The following is an 18286-nucleotide window of genomic DNA, read 5'->3' as shown; positions in this document are numbered from 1 at the left end:
CTTGATGTGGAACCACCACACCTGCGGACAGTCGCCTTGGCCAGAAGCCTCAGCGTCACGCAGTAGGTTAACGAATTAGCCAGACGGGACACTAGTAGGGAATGAATTCCTCCTCATCCCCCGCTACTTTTTCAAACCGCCCTGCCCGCCAGTCATCCTTTGCCTGCTCGATACGCTCCTTCCGCGACGACACAAAGTTCCACTCGATAAAGCGCCGGCCAACCGGTTTGCCACCAATCAGGGCAATGCGGGTGTCTTCCGTCGCAGTGATGCAAACGCCTGTTTCCTGGGAAAACACGGTCATACTGTGGGTCGGCAGTTCTGAGCCATGCGCCTTGAGGGACCCGCTCGCCACATAGACTGCGCGCTCAGGTGCATCGGGCAACTCCAGGGTCTGGCCGGCTTTGAGGGTGGCCTCCAGGTAGAGGGTTTCACTGAAGCTGCGTACGGGGGAGGTCACGCCATAGGCGCTGCCAATCATCACCCGGACGGGAACACCATTGATATCAATCGCCGGAATGTCATCACCGGGATAATGGTGGAATGCCGGTTCGGCTCTCCTCCTGTTCCTCCGGCAGCGCCAGCCAGAGCTGGAGACCATGCAGACGGTGATCTTTGGCGGTGACTTCCGGGCGCTCCCGCTCGGAATGGGCAATGCCACGGCCGGCAACCATCAGGTTGATATCGCCGGGCCGGATGGGCTGGTAGCTGCCCACGGAATCCCGGTGCAGTATCTCGCCCTCGAACAGGTAGGTCACGGTGGCGATGCCGACGTGTGGATGAGGACGAACGTTGATGCCTTCGCCCGCCGGAAAATCCGCCGGCCCCATTTCGTCAAAGAAGATCCAGGGGCCGACCATTCTCTGCTTCGCCGTTGGCAGCAGACGTCGCACCGAGAACCCGCCCAGATCCGCGACACGAGGGCTCAGGATCTTTTCGATGGCGCTGCATGGCGCTTCGATGGCATCGCACTGCTGCTCTGCGTACTTCAGGGTGTTACTCATGGCACCGCTCCGATGGGCTTGGTTTCCTAATGTTGGCCCACCGGAGGATCATACGGCAACCAAGTTGTCAGAAACGCCCGCGAATCCTTTCAATCACGCTCTGAATCCGGTCTCTGGCTTCATTCAGGGTGTGGCTCTCACCAATCAGCTCCCGGACTGAGTTGAGCTGTTGCTCGAACAAGCCGTGCTTTTCCACGTCCCCGCTGTCTTCGTCCTGCCCCAAGGGCAGGATGTGACGGAAGTAGGTGCCTCCCAACAGGCGCCGGAGCAGGCCTTCGCCAAGGAACGGTTCGTCGTTGTTGAGGGTGCGGGTGGCGCGCAGCAGGCGGCGGATGTCGTACTGGCCCGGATAGATGTCCGGTACCTGCTTGGGAATCTCCAGCAGGCTGTAAACACCAACTCGGGCAGTCCGGACCGAGCTCTCCAGGGTAAAGACCACGTCATTCGGAGTTTCCACAAACTGCCCCATCAGGGCCAGGTTGGTGCAGCCTTCCGGAACGATCTCGGGGCGGTCTCCCTGGGCCCTGGGCATGAACTGGGAGGTGATGTAGGGCATCAGGGCAATTCGGGTTTTGGTAGCAACGATCACCTCGTCCACCTGATCAATCAGGCCCATGTGGTAGCAGAGTTCCGTCAGCACTTCCCGGCCGGTGCATTCCGGCATGGGCTTTTTGACGTAATCGCCGGGCTTGTCCATGAGCAGGGAGTATACCCAGAGCACGATCACGTCATCCGGCTGATCGGGAAAATGCGGCTGGCGATTGCAGGTAAAGCTCATGAGCCAGGATGAGTCGGTGAACGTGATGATCCCGCCGGTAGCCGTAAACCCGGAGTACGGATCGTTCACCGAGAGTTCCTTGAGCTTGTCCATGAGAGGTGACGGCTTACAGGTCAGGGTCACCGATTCCCAGGTGGATTGCGGGACGTTGCCACAGAACTTGTCGGGCCGGCCAAACACCTCGGACTGGCTGGCCAGGTTCTTCCAGAGCTGCCAACCTGAGGAATCGCCCGGTTCCTTCTCATCCTTCAGCACCGGCGCGGTATTATCGTCACCGTAGGCGGTATCTTCGGTCATCGAGCCGGTGGTGACGAACACCAGGTCGCGCTTGCGCACCCGGATGGTCTTCTCGCCCTGCTCCGTCTCACACTGGATCCCGGTGACTGTGCGCTGCCCTCCCCTGGTACTCAGTTTCAGGTTCGAAATGATAGTGTCGCACTGGATCTTCACGCCCTGCTCTTTCAGCCAGTTCATCAGCGGGCGGACGAAGCTGTCGTACTGGTTGTAGCGGGGGAACACCAGCGAGGTCATGTCGTTGAGGCCGTCCATAAGATGCAGGAACCTGTGCATGTACAGCTTCATTTCCAGCACGGAATGCCAGTTCTGGAAGGCGAACATGGTGCGCCAGAAGGTCCAGAAATTGGTTTCCAGGAAACCCTCGCTGAACCATTGCTCGACGGTGATGTCGTCCAGGTCCTCCTTGCGGGCCAGCAGCAAGCGGATGACCTCCAGCTGCTGCCTGCGGCTCAGCTCCATGGTGGAGAAATCCCCGATCTGGCCCTGCTTTTCCAGCAGGCGGGCTTTTGACCAGTTCTTGTCCGGATCATTGATCAGGCGGTACTCGTCGAGCACGGTAAACGGCTCCGGCAACTCCAGGGCCGGAATTTCGGAGAACATGTCCCAGAAGTTCTGGTAAGTCATCTCCATTTCCCGGCCACCCCGCACGATGTAGCCCTCCTCGGCATTGCCTGCTCCGTCCAGGGAGCCGCCTTCGATCGGACCCTCTTCGAGAAACACGATGTTCTCTGCAGGCATGTGGCCGTCGCGGATCAGGAAAAAGGCCGCAGCCATGCCGGCAATGCCGCTGCCTATGATATAGGCACGGCGGTCTTCAATGCCCTCGGTGGGCAGTGGCCGGTGATTGACATAAGCGCCATGGAGATCCGCCGGCGGGAGGGGTGTGTCAATCCCGTTGTGCAGGTGCGTGGCGGTCGCATCGGGGTTTGCGTTGAATCCTCGGGCTTTCAGGGCACGAATGTGTGCGTCGAGGCTGGGGTCTGGAACTGTCCGTTTCTTTGAGTCCGTCACGCTGACTTCTCCTTTGTGATAATGGCTGTCCCTATGGTGAATCCCATAAGCTTACTCCACCGATGACACACATCAACTCGATGTCAGTTATCAAAAAACGGTAATCTGTTACCTCAATCCCCGAGACAGGAGTACTCAGCGTGTCCGATTCCGAACAGTTCGCCAGCGATAACTACAGTGGTGTCTGCCCTCAAGCCTGGGCCGCCATGAATCAGGCGAATCGGATGGACGAGCCCGCCTACGGGGAGGACAGCTGGACCCAGCGGGCCGCGGACGGCCTGCGCACGTTGTTCGATACCGACTGCGAAGTGTATTTCGTGTTCAACGGCACCGCCGCCAATTCCCTGGCCCTGGCCTCCATCGGCCAGTCCTTTCACAGTGTGATCTGCCACGAATTGGCACACATCGAGACTGATGAATGTGGCGGCCCGGAATACGCCTCCAACGGCGCCAAGCTGCTGCTCGGTGAAGGGCCGGATGGCAAGCTCACGCCGGAGAGCATCGAGCACCTGGTGACCAAGCGTACGGATATCCACTACCCCAAGCCCAAGGCCCTGAGCCTGACCCAGGCCACAGAGGTGGGCACCGTTTATACGCCGGAGGAACTAAAAGCCATCCGTGCCGTGGCAGACACGCACCGGCTGAACATCCACATGGACGGCGCCCGCTTCGCCAATGCGGTGGCGGCGCTGGATGTCCACCCTTCCGAAATCACCTGGAAAGCCGGCGTGGATGTACTTTGCTTCTCCGGCACCAAAAACGGGCTGGCCCTCGGTGAAGCCGTGGTGTTCTTCAACCGGGACCTGGCCGAAGACTTCGAGTGGCGCTGCAAGCAGGCCGGGCAACTGGCCTCCAAAATGCGGTATATTTCCGCGCCGTGGTGCGGGCTGCTGGAGAACGATGTCTGGCTGGCCAATGCCCGCCACGCCAACGCCTGCGCTGAGCGGCTGGAAAAGGGCCTGGCCGGCCTGCCGGGGGTGAGCCTGCGCTACCCGAGACAGGTGAACGGGGTGTTCGTGGAGATGCCGGAACCTGTGCAGGCCGAGCTGCGGGCAAGGGGCTGGCGCTTTTACAACTTCATCGGCGGCTGTGCCCGGTTGATGTGTTCCTGGTCCACCAGTGAGGCCCAGGTGGACCGTTTCCTCGCTGATCTGCGGGAGTTGGTGGCCTGATTACGGCCATTCCGTCCGATTGAGTAGAAATTGAATGAATCTGGAGAACTTGTCTTGAACGTTCAGGACCGTTTTGTTGATGTATCCGGGGGTGAGCTGCTCGTTCGCTCCTGGACTCCCGCCAGGGCCGAAGACCGTTCGCCCATGGTGTTGTTTCACGATTCCCTGGGTAGCGTTAAGCTCTGGCGGGATTTTCCCGAGGCTTTGGCGCGCCGGCTGGAACGGCCGGTGATTGCTTACGATCGCCTGGGTTTTGGCCAGTCTTCCCCGCGTGAAGGGCTGCCTTCGCAACGCTTTATCGAAGAAGAGGCGGAGATCTATTTTCCGGCCCTGAGGGAGGCCCTGGGCTTTACCAAATTTCTGTTGTTCGGCCACAGCGTCGGCGGCGCCATGGCGATCATCATTGCCACCCGGTTTGCCGGGGACTGCGAGCTGGTGATTACCGAAGCCTCCCAGGCCTTTGTGGAAGAGCACACCCTGGACGGCATCCGGGCCGCCAAAGCCCAGTTCCAGAAACCGGGGCAGATGGACAAACTGGCCCGCTACCACGGCGACAAGGCCCGCTGGGTACTCGAGGCCTGGACCGAAGTCTGGCTGGACCCCAGCTTCCACCACTGGAACCTGGAGCCTTTCCTGCCGCAGGTGCAATGCCCCGTGCTGGCCCTTCATGGCGACCACGATGAGTTCGGTACCCTGGAATTTCCCCGGCGCATTGCTGAAGGGGTTCAAGGGCCCTCGGCCCAGGGCATCCTTGAGAACTGCGGCCATGTTCCCCATCGGGAGCAGCAGCCGAAAGTCCTCAATACGGTTGCCGCCTTTCTGACAGAGCATCTGGCGAAATAATCGGAATCCCGCCTATTGGCGGGATTTGCCCACTTCAGCCACACTTTCCCGTGCACTGGTCCGATCAGCGGTCGGACAACGTACTTCCCCGTAGCCTTAACTCACTCAACGGTTCAGGAGCCTGTGCCATGGGAAAGCCAGTCATTGCCGACAACAAGCCCACCAAGGTCAAGCTGGAGAAAGGCGAAGAGTACTTCTTTTGTGCCTGCGGGCGCTCCGATAATCAACCGTTCTGCGATGGCTCCCACGCCGGGACCGGCATCACGCCCCAGCGCTTTGTCGCGGAAGACAATGAAGAGGCGGTGCTGTGCCAGTGCAAGCAGACCGCCAATCCGCCCTACTGCGACGGCACCCACCAGCAGTTCAGTGATGATCTCGTGGGCAAGGAAGCGCCGGAAGGCTCCGATGATTCAGAGGAGTCAGGCGACTCCGGCAATCAGGACAAGGCCCCGAAGGCCAAGGCAACCAAAGAGGAACCCACGGTGGAATTCATCCACCAGCTGGCCCGGGAAGGCCTGGACAGCATGGGTAACCACGGGCCGGTAACCGCCATGGGTGTTCCGCGGCACACTCTCCCCCACTGGGATGACCTGCAGATCATGGTCGCCCAGATGGCCAGCAAGCCACTGATGGAAGACGTAGATGTGGCTACCGAGCTGGTGGTGGGTCCGGAAGCGAAGAAGCCGCTGACATTGAGCATGCCTCTGCTGGTTTCGGACATGAGCTTTGGTGCCTTGTCCGAGGAAGCCAAGATTGCCCTGGCCCGGGGTGCGGAACTGGCAGGCACCGGCATCTGTTCCGGCGAAGGCGGCATGTTGCCGGAGGAGCAGCAGGAGAACTCCCGCTACTTCTACGAGCTGGCCAGTGCCAAATTCGGTTATGAGGAGGATCTGCTCAGGAAGGTCCAGAGCTTCCACTTCAAGGGCGGCCAGGGCGCCAAAACCGGCACCGGCGGCCATCTGCCCGGCAACAAGAACACCGGCCGGATCTCCGAGGTGCGGGGCATTCCGGAGGGTGAGCCGGCGGTGTCACCCCCCACTTTCGAGGATCTCAGTTCGGTGGCGGATTTCCGGGACTTCGCCGGTCGGGTCCGGGAGATCACCGGTGGCATTCCGGTGGGTTTCAAACTGAGCGCGAACCATATCGAACGGGATATCCAGTTCGCCCTGGACGCGGGCGCCGACTACATCATCCTGGATGGCCGTGGCGGTGGCACCGGCGCGGCACCGGAGATTTTCCGGGACCACATCAGTGTGCCCACCATCCCTGCCCTGGCCCGGGCACGCCGCTACCTGGATAACCATGGCGCCAGCGGGCGAGTCACCCTGATCGTGACCGGCGGCTTGCGGATGCCCATGGATTTCGTGAAGGCCCTGGCCCTGGGCGCGGATGGCATCGCCATCGCTAACAGCGCCATGCAGTCCATCGGTTGTGTCGCCGCGCGCATCTGCAACACCAACAATTGCCCGGCCGGTATCGCCACCCAGAAAAAGGACCTGCGCCAGCGCCTGGACGTGGACAAGTCCGCCCATCAGCTGAAGAACTTCCTGCAGGGCTCGATTGGCCTGATGCAGGTGATGGCCCGGGCCTGCGGCCACGACAGCCTGGGCAAGTTCTCCATTGAGGACCTTTCCACCTGGAACCGGGATATGGCACTGCTCAGTGGCGTGAGGTACGCTGGGGTACTGGATCCTTCCACCTGATTGAAGGAGGTGCCCCGTGATCCGTTACGCCATTGACCGCTGCAGCCTGGGCTGGGTCCTTGCCGGCGCCAACGACAAGGGCCTGTGCAGCATCGAGCTGGGTGATGACCCCGATTCGCTGCGCTCGACCCTGCAATCCCGCTTCCCGGATGCCACGCTGGAGCAAGTCACCGACAACCTGGGTGGCATTTTGCCCAAGGTGATCCGCTTTCTCGACGCGCCACAATCAAGCCTCGACCTGCCCCTTTCCATTGAGGGTACCGGTTTCCAGCAACGGGTCTGGGAAGCGCTCCGCACTATTCCGGCTGGCCAAACGGTCAGTTACGCAGAACTCGCTGCAAAAGTCGGAAGCCCGAAAGCGGTACGGGCGGTCGCCAGTGCCTGCGCTGCCAACCGGCTCGCGGTCGTCATCCCCTGTCATCGCGTGGTGCGCAGCGACGGCAACCTGAGCGGTTATCGCTGGGGTGTCGATCGCAAGCGCGCCCTGCTGTCCCGTGAGGCTGCATCGGTGATTGCCGCCTGAATCCCTGAAGCCTGCTCACGCGGGCTCTGTTGCTTCGGCTGCCAGGGTCCGCACTCGCTCGAAATCTTCTTCGGTAAAGACCCCGTTCACACCCGAGATGGAGGCCAGCTCCATGCCGTGCTTCAGGCCGAGTTTGTAGATTTCCCGCACCTTCTCCCACTCGATGTTCCGGCCCAGGGTGAAGTTCTCGAAGCGGCCTTCCAGAGCCAACACAATGGTTTCCGCCAGACAGGCGTAGGTAATTCCCTTGGGCAGGCCAATGTCCTTCATTCTGACGTCGCCGGGAAGTTTGATTTCACCGGATTCGATGACCAGCACATCCGGGCGTTTTGCCACGTCTTCTGCCGGAATATCCAGGGGCCTGGCAACGTCGGTGATCACGCACCCGGGCTTGACCTTGGTGATATCCAGAATTCGTTTCCCGGCGCCGGAGGTGGCGGTTACGATCATGTCCATGTCGGACAGGTCCCGGTTGGTGGTGGCTGCGACGTGGACCACCGCGCCCGGTGTTTCCTGCTCGATGCTCTCCTTGAGAGAGAGGAGTTTTGCGGCCTCAGGCGCCACCAGATAGATTTCATCCACTGCCTTGGCCAGCAAGCGGGCGCAAACCGAGCCAATAGCACCGGTCGCACCCACCACCATGGCTTTGCCGGCCATCTTGCCGCTTTCGCCGACATGGACACGGCCAATTTTCCTGGCCGCATCATGGGCGGCCCAGAGGGCTCCTGAGGCACTGTAGCTGTTGCCGGTCGTGATCGGTAGCGGCGCCCGTTTGGCCACGGTGATGCCCGCATCCCCCACCACTTTGGTGAAGGCGCCGAGCCCCATGATCTGGGCGCCCAGTTTCTTGGCCAGTTTGGCGGCCGCCAGTAATCGGCTGTAGGTGAATTCCGGGCCATGGGCCATGATTTCCCGGGGTGTGCCACCGACCGTGATAAGCCAGCCTTCCGCTTCGTCTCCGGTAGGTGAGCGGATGCCGGAGACCTTCGAATAGACGAACGGTGGTGTGTAGGCAATCGCCTTCTCCACCAGATCCATCACTTTTGGTGGCGACACGCTGGCAACCCAGTCCAGTGGCGGGGTTTTGGTCAGGTACTGCTGGGACAACGGATGAATCACAAAGGCAAACCGGTTAACCCGCCGGTAGCCATTCGGGTACAGGATCCGGGGTTCAATGCCCAGGCTTTGTATGACATCAAGGAAATCGTCCGCGCCCAGTTGCTCGGGTGTGCGTGACAGTGCGGCGCTGATCATCGCCTCCATGACATTCACACCGATAGGCCTGCCCTCCAGCCACGGGCTGTAATCCACCACCATGGCCACGCGGCGGGAACGCATCCAGTCCAGCACCGAATCGGAGACCCGTGAGGTAATGATCGTCTTGCCGTCCAGTTCCTTCTCGGTGAAAGACTCGAGATCACCGATGGCACCGACGATAACATGGGAATCCCGAACGGCACTGTGCAGGGAACCGGCCACCAGGTTTTCACCCAACCGGTATAACGGGCTCTGATGCAGCGCATTGATGGCTTTGACCGCCATTGGCCGGAACATCAGCGGCGCGGTGAGCCGAGTGTAGGTCTCGAGCTGGCCCAGGGACGTCAGCACCCGGGGAACCCCAAAATCGAGGTAGGGATCCGCAAACTGCAGGTTCTCGGTATGCTCGGAGAGTGATTTGGCGATCCGGTAACCGGCCTGCCCGTTGAGGAAGAGTACCCGGGCATTGTCGAAGAAATGGCCCAGCTCAGTCTGGGTATGGCGAACGGCCCACTCCTGCAGGATACCGCGCAGGCCAGCTCCGGTGGTGACCGGCTTGTCGGGCACGCAGGCTTCCAGCCTGGCGGTTTCCGGGTGCTCCAGTTGTTCCCGGCCCACCTGGTAGTGGTCGTGAATCATGCTCAGGCCAATGGCATCCGCCTGCGGGTGCACCGATTCCAGAACCGATTCGGCCTTTTCGATGTCGCCATCCGTGCCGATGCGGATGATCCGGAACGCCTGCCCGAGGAATTCCGTTTCCAGCTCGTAATCGTATTCGGACGATCCCTGGCTTACACTCACAACCGTTTTCATAGCGGTCTTCCATCCTTCCCGTCATTCTTTTAATTAGCCTAATCGAGACTGATTCGGTATGTCTTAGCGTAGGTCAAATTTGCGGCCGCCGTACAGGGTCTACAATTACCCAAAACATCCAAAAGTACACCGGTGTTGCCGGTAAAGGAGAACCCAATGAGCATTCAGGAAGAGTTGACCGCAACCATCGCGGACCTGGTACAGCCTGGCAAAGGCATCCTGGCCGCCGATGAGAGTACACCCACCATCGCCAAGCGTTTCAAGGCGGTTGGCGTGGAATCCACGGAAGGAAAGCGCCGGGAGTACCGGAGCATCATTTTCTCCACCCCCGATCTGGGTAAATACATCAGCGGCGTCATCCTGTACGAGGAAACCCTGGAGCAGCTGAGCCTTGAGGATGTAGCCATGCCCAAGCTGCTGGCCAGTCAGGGCATTGTTCCGGGCATCAAGGTGGACAAGGGCAAGGGGCCGCTGGTGAATGCGCCCGGGGACGAGATCACCTATGGCCTGGACGGTCTGGAATCCCGCCTCGAGGAGTACAAGAAGCTGGGTGCCCGCTTCGCCAAATGGCGGGATGTGTTCCACATCTCCGACACCCTGCCCTCTCGCCAGGCGATCAAGGCCAATGCCGAAGTGCTGGCCCGGTACGCGGCGGTGTGCCAGTCCATGGGTATTGTGCCGATTGTCGAGCCGGAAGTACTGATCGACGGCCATCACAGCATCGAGCGGGCCGGGGAAGTCAGCGAAGCGGTACTCCGGGACGTGTTCAAGGCGCTGTACCGGCACCATGTGGACCTGGAAACCATGGTCCTGAAGCCCAGCATGGTCACCCCGGGCAAGGAATCGCCGTCCGCCAGCCCGGAACAGGTGGCGGAACACACGCTGATGATTTTCCGGCGCGCCGTGCCCGCCGCAGTACCGGGGATCTTTTTCCTGTCAGGCGGACAGACCCCGGCCGAGGCCACCGTCAACCTGAACGCCATCAACAGCATGGGCTACCATCCCTGGGAACTGAGTTTCTCGTATGGCCGTGCCCTGCAGGAACCGGCCCAGCAGGCCTGGGCGGGTGACCTGGCTAATGCCCAAAAGGCCCAGGCCGCCCTGCACAAGCGGGCCAGGCTCAATGGCCTGGCCCGTTCCGGTGATTACTCTCCGGAGATGGAAAACGAGGATTAGCGCGGGACACTAATCGCAGATATCCACGCATTTACCGCTGCCGTTGAACGCCATGGTGCGGCCACTGAGGGGGATGTGTACGGACACGTTTACGGCATCACGGAAGATTGCCGTGCGGGTGCCCTCTTTCACCTTGCCGCCCTCGGTGGCCGGCTCATTGGCGTGGGACGGAATCACGGCCCTGGGCTTGATCAGGTCGTTGATTACGTAGGCAGCCTCAGTCGGGCCAGTCGTGAAGGTGTCCCCGATATTCATCACCACCAGTTCGGCACCGTAGTGGTCGGCCACCACCATTTTCTGCTCGGCAGTAATACCGGTATCACCGGAAAGGTAGACCACCAGCCCGTTGGAGAAGGTCAGCACATAGCCGGTGGGCGGCCCGACACTGGCGGACACGCCGGCGGCTTTCAGGTATTCCGCCAGCGGCCCGGTCAGGAAGGATGGCGATACGCCGTTGCTGTGCACCGCAGGCACGGTTGTGATCTTCACACCGCCCACTTCTTTACTGGCCCCGAAGCGAACCAGCTGGGATTTGGATTTGTCCGCGCCGGCGGCTTCGAGCTTGGCGGCAAAGAACGCCGGCATTTCGCTGCCGGTGACAATCGTGGCCTGCTTCGCGACCGCGATATCCACGGTGTTGGATTGCGGCAGGGTGACTACCGGAAACTCCGGCGAGCCGCACTCGCCCCGGTTCACCGCCTCGATGCGGCGATCGCCCACATGGTCACCGTGCATGTGCGACACCAGCACCACATCGATATCACCGAGCCGTGGATCGTCTGCCCCGGCCACAGTGCGGCCGGCATCATAAAGAATACGCGTGCCGTTGGGGTCTTCGAACACCATGGCGCGGTCCACCACACAGAACTCGCCGTCATGGCTTCCCAGAGGCGTTACCTTCACCTGCCCGTCGTCCTGGCCCTGTACCAGCCCGGCACCCGCCACGAAAAGACCTGCACTTGCGGCGATGCCCACCAGGGCCCGCCTGACTATGCCGTTACTCATGATATGGCGTCTCCTATTCCGTTCTTTGTTATTGGTCTGTGTTTGTACGGTCACACTGCCTTTTCATACCAGTGTAGACCCGTAAACGGCCCCGGAAGACGCAAAAAAGCCCCTCGTGAGGGGCTTTCGGGTATGAACGGTGTAAAAAGAGCTGTCAGGCCGCCCGCTCTTTCAGAACAGCGGAAGGCACGACCTGCTCCAGACAGGCAAGCATCGGGGCCACCTCACGGATCTTGCGGGCTTGCGGCCACAGGTACTCCGCTTCGGCGAAGCCCTGGCGCAGGAAGTTCAGCCATTGCTTGATGCGGCCGGTTACATACCGGTCCTCAAGCCGGGTCTGCAGCGCGGCGGAATATTCACGCACCAGCGCCACCGCCTCCAGCCAGGTCATCGGCGTGAAGATGTCACCGCGCTGGGAGGCCTTGATCTGAGCGGCCAGATCCGGACGGGCAATCAGGCCCCGGCCGATCATGACGTCTTCGCAGCCAGACACCTTTCGGCAGCGCCAGTAGTCCTCGACGGTCCAGACCTCGCCGTTGGCTATCACATGGGCTTTGACCGCTTCCCGCACCCGGGCAATCTCCTCCCAGTAGGCAGGCGGTTTGTAACCGTCCACCTTGCTGCGGGCGTGAATCACGATCTCGGACGCGCCGGCGGCTTCAAGGGCCTGACCACAGGCCACGCCCATGGAACGGTCGTCATAGCCCAGGCGCATCTTGGCGGTCACCTGGATTTCGGCAGGCACGGCTTTGCGCACGGCGGCGGTGATTTCGTGCATCAGTTCCGGCTCACGCATCAGCACGCAACCGCCCTTGTGCTTGTTCACGGTCTTGGCCGGGCAGCCGAAGTTGATGTCCACCTGGGTCGCACCCAGCTCGGCCGCTTTCAGGCCGTGGCGGCCCATCTGTTCGGGGTCTGATCCGAGCAGCTGCACAGCCACTGGCGTACCCACCCCGGTCTCGCAGGCACGATGCAGTTCCGGTGCGTATTTGTAGAAAATCCGGGGCGGAAGCATGCCGTGGGTCACACGAATGAATTCGGTCACGCACCGGTCAATCCCGCCGACTTTGGTCAGGGTTTCACGGATGGGTGCATCGACCAGCCCCTCCATCGGGGCAAGGATGATTCGCATGGAGGCTCCAGCGGCTGAGAACAGAAAATCAGGTGGCGACTGATCAAAAATCAGGCGGAGCGGATTGTAAGGAATTTGGCGGGAAGTTGGTAGCCGGGCATCCCGAAACAGGATGCCCGGCCGGTTACTGCCAGGTTACTTCTTCACGTCGAAGCGGTCGTTGTTCATGACCTTGGTCCAGGCGGCAACGAAGTCCTTGATGAACTTCTCCTGGTTGTCGTCCTGAGCATACACCTCGGCGTAAGAACGCAGGATGGAATTGGAACCGAGCACGAGATCAACACGGGTCGCGGTGAACTTGGCGTTGCCGCTCTTGCGATCCACGATGTTGTACGAGTTCTTGCCAGTGGGCTCCCAACGGTTTGCCATGTCGGTGAGATTCACGAAGAAGTCGTTGGTCAGCTGACCAACGCGGTCCGTGAACACACCGTGCTTGGTGCCACCGTGGTTGGTGCCCAGCACCCGCATACCACCGATCAGGACGGTCATTTCCGGCGCGGTCAGGCCCATCAGCTGGGCGCGGTCCAGAAGCATCTCTTCCGGCTTGACCACGTAATCCTTCTTCTGCCAGTTGCGGAAGCCATCGGCAAGCGGCTCCAGCGGCTCGAAGGACTCCGCATCGGTCATCTCGTCGGTGGCGTCACCACGGCCCTTCAGGAAGGGTACGTGTACGTCATAGCCGGCAGCTTTCGCGGCCTTCTCGATGCCCAGGTTACCGCCGAGCACGATGACGTCCGCGATGCTGGCGCCGGTGTCGGCAGAAATCTTCTCATAGACCTTGAGCACCTTGGCCAGACGATCCGGCTCGTTGCCTTCCCAGTCCTTCTGCGGAGCCAGGCGGATGCGGGCGCCGTTGGCACCACCGCGCATGTCAGAGCCGCGGTAGGTACGGGCGCTGTCCCAGGCAGTGCAGACCAGCTCGTTGAGGCTGAGGCCGGCTTCTTCGATCTTCTCCTTGACGACTTCCTCGATGTAGTTGGTCTCGCCCTGGGGAATCGGATCCTGCCAGATCAGGTCTTCAGCGGGTACGTCCGGGCCGATGTAACGGGACTTCGGCCCCATATCCCGGTGAGTCAGCTTGAACCAGGCGCGGGCGAAGCAGTCCTTGAAGTACTCCGGGTCCTTCATGAATTTTTCGCAGATCGGCCGGAACGTCGGATGCATCTTCATGGCCATATCCGCGTCGGTCATGATCGGGTTATGGCGCTTGGATGGATCCGTCGCATCCACCGGCTTGTGCTCTTCCTTGATGTCGATCGGCTCCCACTGGTTGGCGCCGGCGGGGCTCTTCTTCAGCTCCCACTCATAACCGAACAGCAACTCGAAGTAGCCCATATCGAATTGGGTCGGATTGGTGGTCCAGGCACCTTCGATGCCTGACGTGATGGCATTGGCGGCCTTGCCACCCATGTTCGGGTTGTGCCAGCCGAGCCCCTGCTCGTGCACGTCGGCACCTTCTGGCTCGGGCCCAAGCGCTTCGGCATCGCCGTTACCGTGGGTTTTACCAACGGTGTGACCGCCGGCGGTCAGGGCCGCAGTTTCTTCCGCATCCATGGCCATGCGGGCAAACGTTTCCAGAACCTGGTCACCGCTCTTGATCGGATCCGACTGGCCGTTCACACCTTCCGGGTTCACATAGATCAGACCCATCTGTACGGCGGCCAGCGGGTTTTCCATGGTGTCGGGCTTGTCGATGTTTTCATAGCGGCTGTCGGACGGCGCCAGCCACTCTTTCTCTGCCCCCCAGTAGATGTCTTTTTCCGGGTGCCAGATGTCCTCGCGACCATAGGAGAAACCGAATGTCTTGAAGCCCATGGATTCGTAGGCAATGTTGCCGGCCAGGATGAAGAGATCGCCCCAGCTCACCTTGTTGCCATACTTCTTCTTCAGGGGCCACAACAGCCGACGGGCTTTGTCGAGGTTGCCGTTATCGGGCCAGGAGTTGAGGGGCGCAAAACGCTGGTTGCCGGTACCACCACCACCGCGGCCGTCAGCGAGACGGTAGGTGCCCGCCGCGTGCCATGCCAGCCGGATCATCAGACCGCCGTAGTGACCCCAGTCCGCAGGCCACCAGTCCTGGCTGCTGGTCATCAGCTCGTGCATGTCCTTTTCGAGGGCTTCGTAGTCGAGTTTTTTGACTTCTTCACGGTAATCGAAGTCTTCCCCCATCGGGTTCGTCTTGCGATCGTGCTGGTGCAGGATGTCCAGGTTCAGGGACTCAGGCCACCAATTGGTGTTGTCCTGCGCATGGGCTGTGCTGCTTCCATGCATGACCGGGCACTTACCGCCAGTGTTATTGTCTGTCATCGTACTCTCCTGTTTTGCTGCATTGGCAAACGAGCAATTTAGTGATGGAAACACCACTCAATATAGTTCATACACATTGTGCTGCTTGAATGTTTCCTACCGCGTTAATAGCAACTTCCTATAGCTTTCCCCGTTACGCCGGCGACCCGTCCCGAGACCTTGCCTGTGGCCCTATTGGGCGATGGCGTAGTTCCCGAAATAGTCCGTCAGAATAGCGAGAGCGCCTGACCACAGTACGGAAGGAAGACTCTTCTCGGATGACATCGGACTACTCCTGCGTTAACGAGAACGATTTCACCTTAGCGCGGGGGACAGAGGAAGGAACAATTAATAAAAGATAAATTTTTGAGAGTTTTTGTTTATGAGTGATGAAGGGCGGGGCTTGGTGGGATGAAGGAGGGGTCAGATGAAGGCTTTCATCTGACCCCCGAGTTAGCGGGCGGTGCCTGGCGATAGGCCGGGATCTGAAGGAAAGGCAGGGGTCTGGATAGGTCGGGGTCTGAAGAACTCGTTCTTCTGACCCCACTTTCACGTCCTTCCCCCTCAGTTAGCCAGTTCCAGCAACAGCCGGTTCAGCCGGCTCACATACGCGCCGGGATCCTTCAGCTGCTCGCCGCTGGCCAGGGTGGCCTGGTCGAACAGGACGGCAGAGAGTTCGTTGAAGCGCTCTTCGCCCTTCTCGGTCTCCAGACGCTGGACCAGCGGGTGGTCCACGTTGATTTCGAAGATAGGCTTGCTCTCCGGCACTTTCTGGCCGGCGGCTTCCATGATCTTCTTCATCTGGGCGCCCATGTCGAACTCACCGACCACGAGACAGGCGGGAGAATCCGTCAGTCGGTTGGTCACCCGCACTTCCTGAACCCGGTCATCGAGGGCCTTCTTGATGCGCTCCACCAGATCCTTGTGCTCTTCGGCCGCCTCTTCCTTGTGCTTCTTGTCCTCTTCGGTCTCGACTTCACCCAGGTCCAGGTCACCGCGGGCAACGTCCTGGAACTGCTTGCCGTCGTACTCGCTGAGGTAACCCATCATCCACTCGTCGATGCGGTCGGACAGGATCAGGACCTCGATGCCCTTCTTCCTGAACACCTCCAGGTGCGGGCTGCCCTTGGCGGCGGCGAAGTTGTCACCGGTGATGTAGAAGATCTTCTTCTGGCCGTCCTTCATCCGCTCGATGTACTCGTCCAGGGAGACGTTCTGAGTGGCTTCGCCGGTATGGGTGGAGGCGAAACGCAACAGACCGGCAATCTTCTCGCGGTTGCTGAAATCCTCGGCCGGGCCTTCTTTCAGAACAGTACCAAACTCGTTCCAGAACGCCTGGTAATCTTCCGGCTGCTTCTTGGCCAGCTTGGACAGCATATCCAGTACCCGCTTGGTCATGGCAGTGCGGATGCTATCCACGGTGCTGTCGTTCTGCAGGATCTCCCGGGAGACGTTCAGGGACAGATCGTTGGAATCGATCACGCCCTTGGTGAAGCGCAGGTACAGCGGCAGGAACTGCTCGGCGTCGTCCATGATGAACACGCGCTGGACATACAGTTTCAGGCCACGGGGCGCTTCCCGGTTGTACAGGTCAAACGGTGCACGCTTCGGGATATACAGCAGGCTGGTGTAATCCAGCTTGCCCTCGACCTTGTTGTGGGACCAGGTCAGCGGATCCTCGAAGTCGTGGGCGATGTGCTTGTAGAACTCCTTGTATTCCTCGTCCTTGATCTCGGTACGGGGCAGAGTCCACAGGGCGGTCGCGTCGTTGACGGTTTCGTCCTCGCCCTTCTTGTCCTCTTCCTCGGATTCGGACTTCATTACCACCGGGAAGGAAATGTGGTCGGAGTACTTCTTCACCAGGCTGCGCAACTTCCAGCCATCGGCAAATTCCTTGGCATCGGACTTCAGGTGCAGAACGATCTGGGTGCCACGCTGCTCGCAGTTCACCTGCTCGATGGAAAACTCGCCGTCGCCCTTGGACTCCCAGTGCACACCCTCTTCGGCAGGCGCACCAGCACGGCGGGTAAACACGTCCACCTTGTCCGCCACAATAAACGCGGAGTAGAAACCCACACCAAACTGACCGATCAGCTTGCTGTCCTTCTTCTCGTCACCCGACAGCTGCTTCAGGAACTCGGCGGTGCCGGACCTGGCGATGGTACCCAGGTTGGAGATGACATCATCCCGGCTCATGCCGATACCGTTATCGGTGAGGGTCACGGTGCCGGCATCCTTGTCGTAATCCAGGCGGATTTTCAGCTCAGAATCGCCCTCGTACAGTTTGTCGTCCTTCAGGGCGGCAAAGCGCAGTTTGTCCTCGGCATCCGAAGCGTTGGAAATCAGCTCACGAAGGAAGATCTCTTTGTTCGAATACAGGGAATGGATCATCAGGTTAAGCAGCTGCTTAACTTCCGTCTGAAAACCCAACGTCTCTTTTTGCGTTTCAACCGTCATGGCTTATGGTTCTCCTGCTGTCTTGGATCGGTGGAGCGGCGCGGGCAGGAAGGCAGTTCCAAAACACGCTGTGAATACGTCCCTGTACGCTCGGCTCCGCCATCCATGGCTCCGCACGGTTTTGGAACTGCCTTCCTGCCCGCACCACCCGACTGTCGTGTTAAGTCTGCAGGAAAAAATGGGGCCACACCGCGGCATTTCAAGCCCCGGATCGGTCAGGCGGGATCAGTCTTCGAGAAGGAAATGCGCCCGGGCGGTGGCAATGGGCTGGGAACGGGATTTCTGCCAGGCGGTGACCATCACGTTGGCCACGCGGTTGCCCTGGCGGGTCAGCCGGCACTCGGCGAAGGTTTCCCGGTTCAGGCCGGCACGCAGGTAGTCCAGGGAAAAATCCACGATGCGGGGCATGCGCAGGGATTCTCGGGACATGATCAGGTAGATGTTCGCGGACATCTCCATAAAACCGCCGATCACGCCGCCGTGAATGGCCGGCAGGATCGGATTGCCCAGGTTGGAGTCCTTTTTCGGCAGGCGAAAGATCAGGTCATCCCCGAAGCGCTCGCACTGCAGCCCGATCCAGGTGGCGTAGGGAATGCTTTCGAGCATGCGGGAGAAGTCCCCGGTTTCCTGGGTGTAACGAAGGATTTCCGGATCGGTCATTTGGCACCTCCGGCGATCAGGTCACGGTAATGTTTGGGGCTGGCCTCCTTGCCAATGCGCATGAAGGTGGCCACGCAGTTGGCAATGGTTTCCCCACCCTCCTGGTACGCCTCACACCGGGTGAAAATGATGTTACGGGTAATCCGGTAGGTTTCCGCACGGGCCTAGA

At 60.2% G+C, this 18286-nt stretch carries 14 protein-coding genes and 1 pseudogene; 5 read left to right on the top strand and 10 right to left on the bottom strand.

Annotated features, from left to right (window positions below):
• Positions 1–91: 91 nt before the first annotated feature.
• From ACESMW_RS15875 to ACESMW_RS15865, 3 genes are all read right to left on the bottom strand, one after another.
• Positions 92–481 carry a pirin family protein gene (locus tag ACESMW_RS15875; protein ID WP_372987986.1) on the bottom strand — a complete coding sequence of 130 codons (390 nt, stop codon included), beginning with the start codon at positions 479–481 and terminating at the stop codon, positions 92–94.
• 43 nt (positions 482–524) lie between these two features.
• The gene (locus tag ACESMW_RS15870; RefSeq protein WP_372987985.1) at positions 525–1004 is read right to left on the bottom strand and encodes a pirin family protein; all 480 of its coding nucleotides are present in this window, start codon (positions 1002–1004) and stop codon (positions 525–527) included.
• A 67-nt stretch (positions 1005–1071) separates the two neighbouring features.
• Positions 1072–3090 carry an oleate hydratase gene (locus tag ACESMW_RS15865; RefSeq protein WP_372987984.1) on the bottom strand — a complete coding sequence of 673 codons (2019 nt, stop codon included), beginning with the start codon at positions 3088–3090 and terminating at the stop codon, positions 1072–1074.
• 140 nt (positions 3091–3230) lie between these two features.
• Here ACESMW_RS15865 and ACESMW_RS15860 point away from each other — a divergent pair, with 140 nt between their 5' ends.
• From ACESMW_RS15860 to ACESMW_RS15845, 4 genes are all read left to right on the top strand, one after another.
• On the top strand, positions 3231–4262 hold the full coding sequence (locus tag ACESMW_RS15860; protein WP_372987983.1) for a threonine aldolase family protein: 1032 nt from the start codon (positions 3231–3233) through the stop codon (positions 4260–4262).
• Positions 4263–4316: 54 nt separating this feature from the next.
• The gene (locus ACESMW_RS15855) at positions 4317–5105 is read left to right on the top strand and encodes an alpha/beta fold hydrolase (RefSeq protein WP_372987981.1); all 789 of its coding nucleotides are present in this window, start codon (positions 4317–4319) and stop codon (positions 5103–5105) included.
• 128 nt (positions 5106–5233) lie between these two features.
• Positions 5234–6808, top strand: a complete 1575-nt coding sequence (locus tag ACESMW_RS15850) for a glutamate synthase-related protein (protein ID WP_372987979.1) — start codon at positions 5234–5236, stop codon at positions 6806–6808.
• 16 nt (positions 6809–6824) lie between these two features.
• Complete coding sequence (locus tag ACESMW_RS15845; protein ID WP_372987978.1) at positions 6825–7331, top strand: methylated-DNA--[protein]-cysteine S-methyltransferase; 507 nt, start codon at positions 6825–6827, stop codon at positions 7329–7331.
• A gap of 15 nt (positions 7332–7346) precedes the next feature.
• Here the strand turns inward: ACESMW_RS15845 and ACESMW_RS15840 are convergent, their stop codons facing one another.
• Positions 7347–9401: a dehydrogenase gene (locus ACESMW_RS15840; RefSeq protein WP_372987977.1), complete on the bottom strand. Its 2055-nt coding sequence runs from the start codon at positions 9399–9401 to the stop codon at positions 7347–7349.
• Positions 9402–9557: 156 nt separating this feature from the next.
• Between ACESMW_RS15840 and ACESMW_RS15835 the strand changes: the two genes are divergently transcribed.
• Positions 9558–10577, top strand: a complete 1020-nt coding sequence (locus ACESMW_RS15835) for a class I fructose-bisphosphate aldolase (protein WP_372987976.1) — start codon at positions 9558–9560, stop codon at positions 10575–10577.
• 9 nt (positions 10578–10586) lie between these two features.
• Here the strand turns inward: ACESMW_RS15835 and ACESMW_RS15830 are convergent, their stop codons facing one another.
• From ACESMW_RS15830 to ACESMW_RS15805, 6 genes and pseudogenes are all read right to left on the bottom strand, one after another.
• The gene (locus tag ACESMW_RS15830; RefSeq protein ID WP_372987975.1) at positions 10587–11582 is read right to left on the bottom strand and encodes an MBL fold metallo-hydrolase; all 996 of its coding nucleotides are present in this window, start codon (positions 11580–11582) and stop codon (positions 10587–10589) included.
• A 154-nt stretch (positions 11583–11736) separates the two neighbouring features.
• Positions 11737–12714: a tRNA dihydrouridine synthase gene (locus ACESMW_RS15825; RefSeq protein WP_372987974.1), complete on the bottom strand. Its 978-nt coding sequence runs from the start codon at positions 12712–12714 to the stop codon at positions 11737–11739.
• 135 nt (positions 12715–12849) lie between these two features.
• Positions 12850–15021 carry a catalase/peroxidase HPI gene (katG, locus tag ACESMW_RS15820; RefSeq protein ID WP_372987973.1) on the bottom strand — a complete coding sequence of 724 codons (2172 nt, stop codon included), beginning with the start codon at positions 15019–15021 and terminating at the stop codon, positions 12850–12852.
• A gap of 543 nt (positions 15022–15564) precedes the next feature.
• A complete protein-coding gene (gene htpG, locus ACESMW_RS15815) occupies positions 15565–17457 on the bottom strand; it encodes a molecular chaperone HtpG (protein WP_372987972.1) in 1893 nt (630 codons plus the stop codon).
• Positions 17458–17682: 225 nt separating this feature from the next.
• On the bottom strand, positions 17683–18117 hold the full coding sequence (locus ACESMW_RS15810) for a PaaI family thioesterase (RefSeq protein ID WP_372987971.1): 435 nt from the start codon (positions 18115–18117) through the stop codon (positions 17683–17685).
• Positions 18114–18281 (bottom strand): annotated as a pseudogene (locus ACESMW_RS15805) (PaaI family thioesterase); the annotation flags it as partial. The pseudogene ACESMW_RS15805 and the gene ACESMW_RS15810, both read right to left, overlap by 4 nt.
• Positions 18282–18286: the final 5 nt, after the last annotated feature.

Origin of the sequence: Marinobacter sp. (assembly GCF_041690455.1) — a bacterium.
Lineage (GTDB): Bacteria > Pseudomonadota > Gammaproteobacteria > Pseudomonadales > Oleiphilaceae > Marinobacter.
The sequence above is the reverse complement of the archived record's forward strand: the minus strand, read 5'-3'. Positions and strand labels throughout refer to the sequence as shown.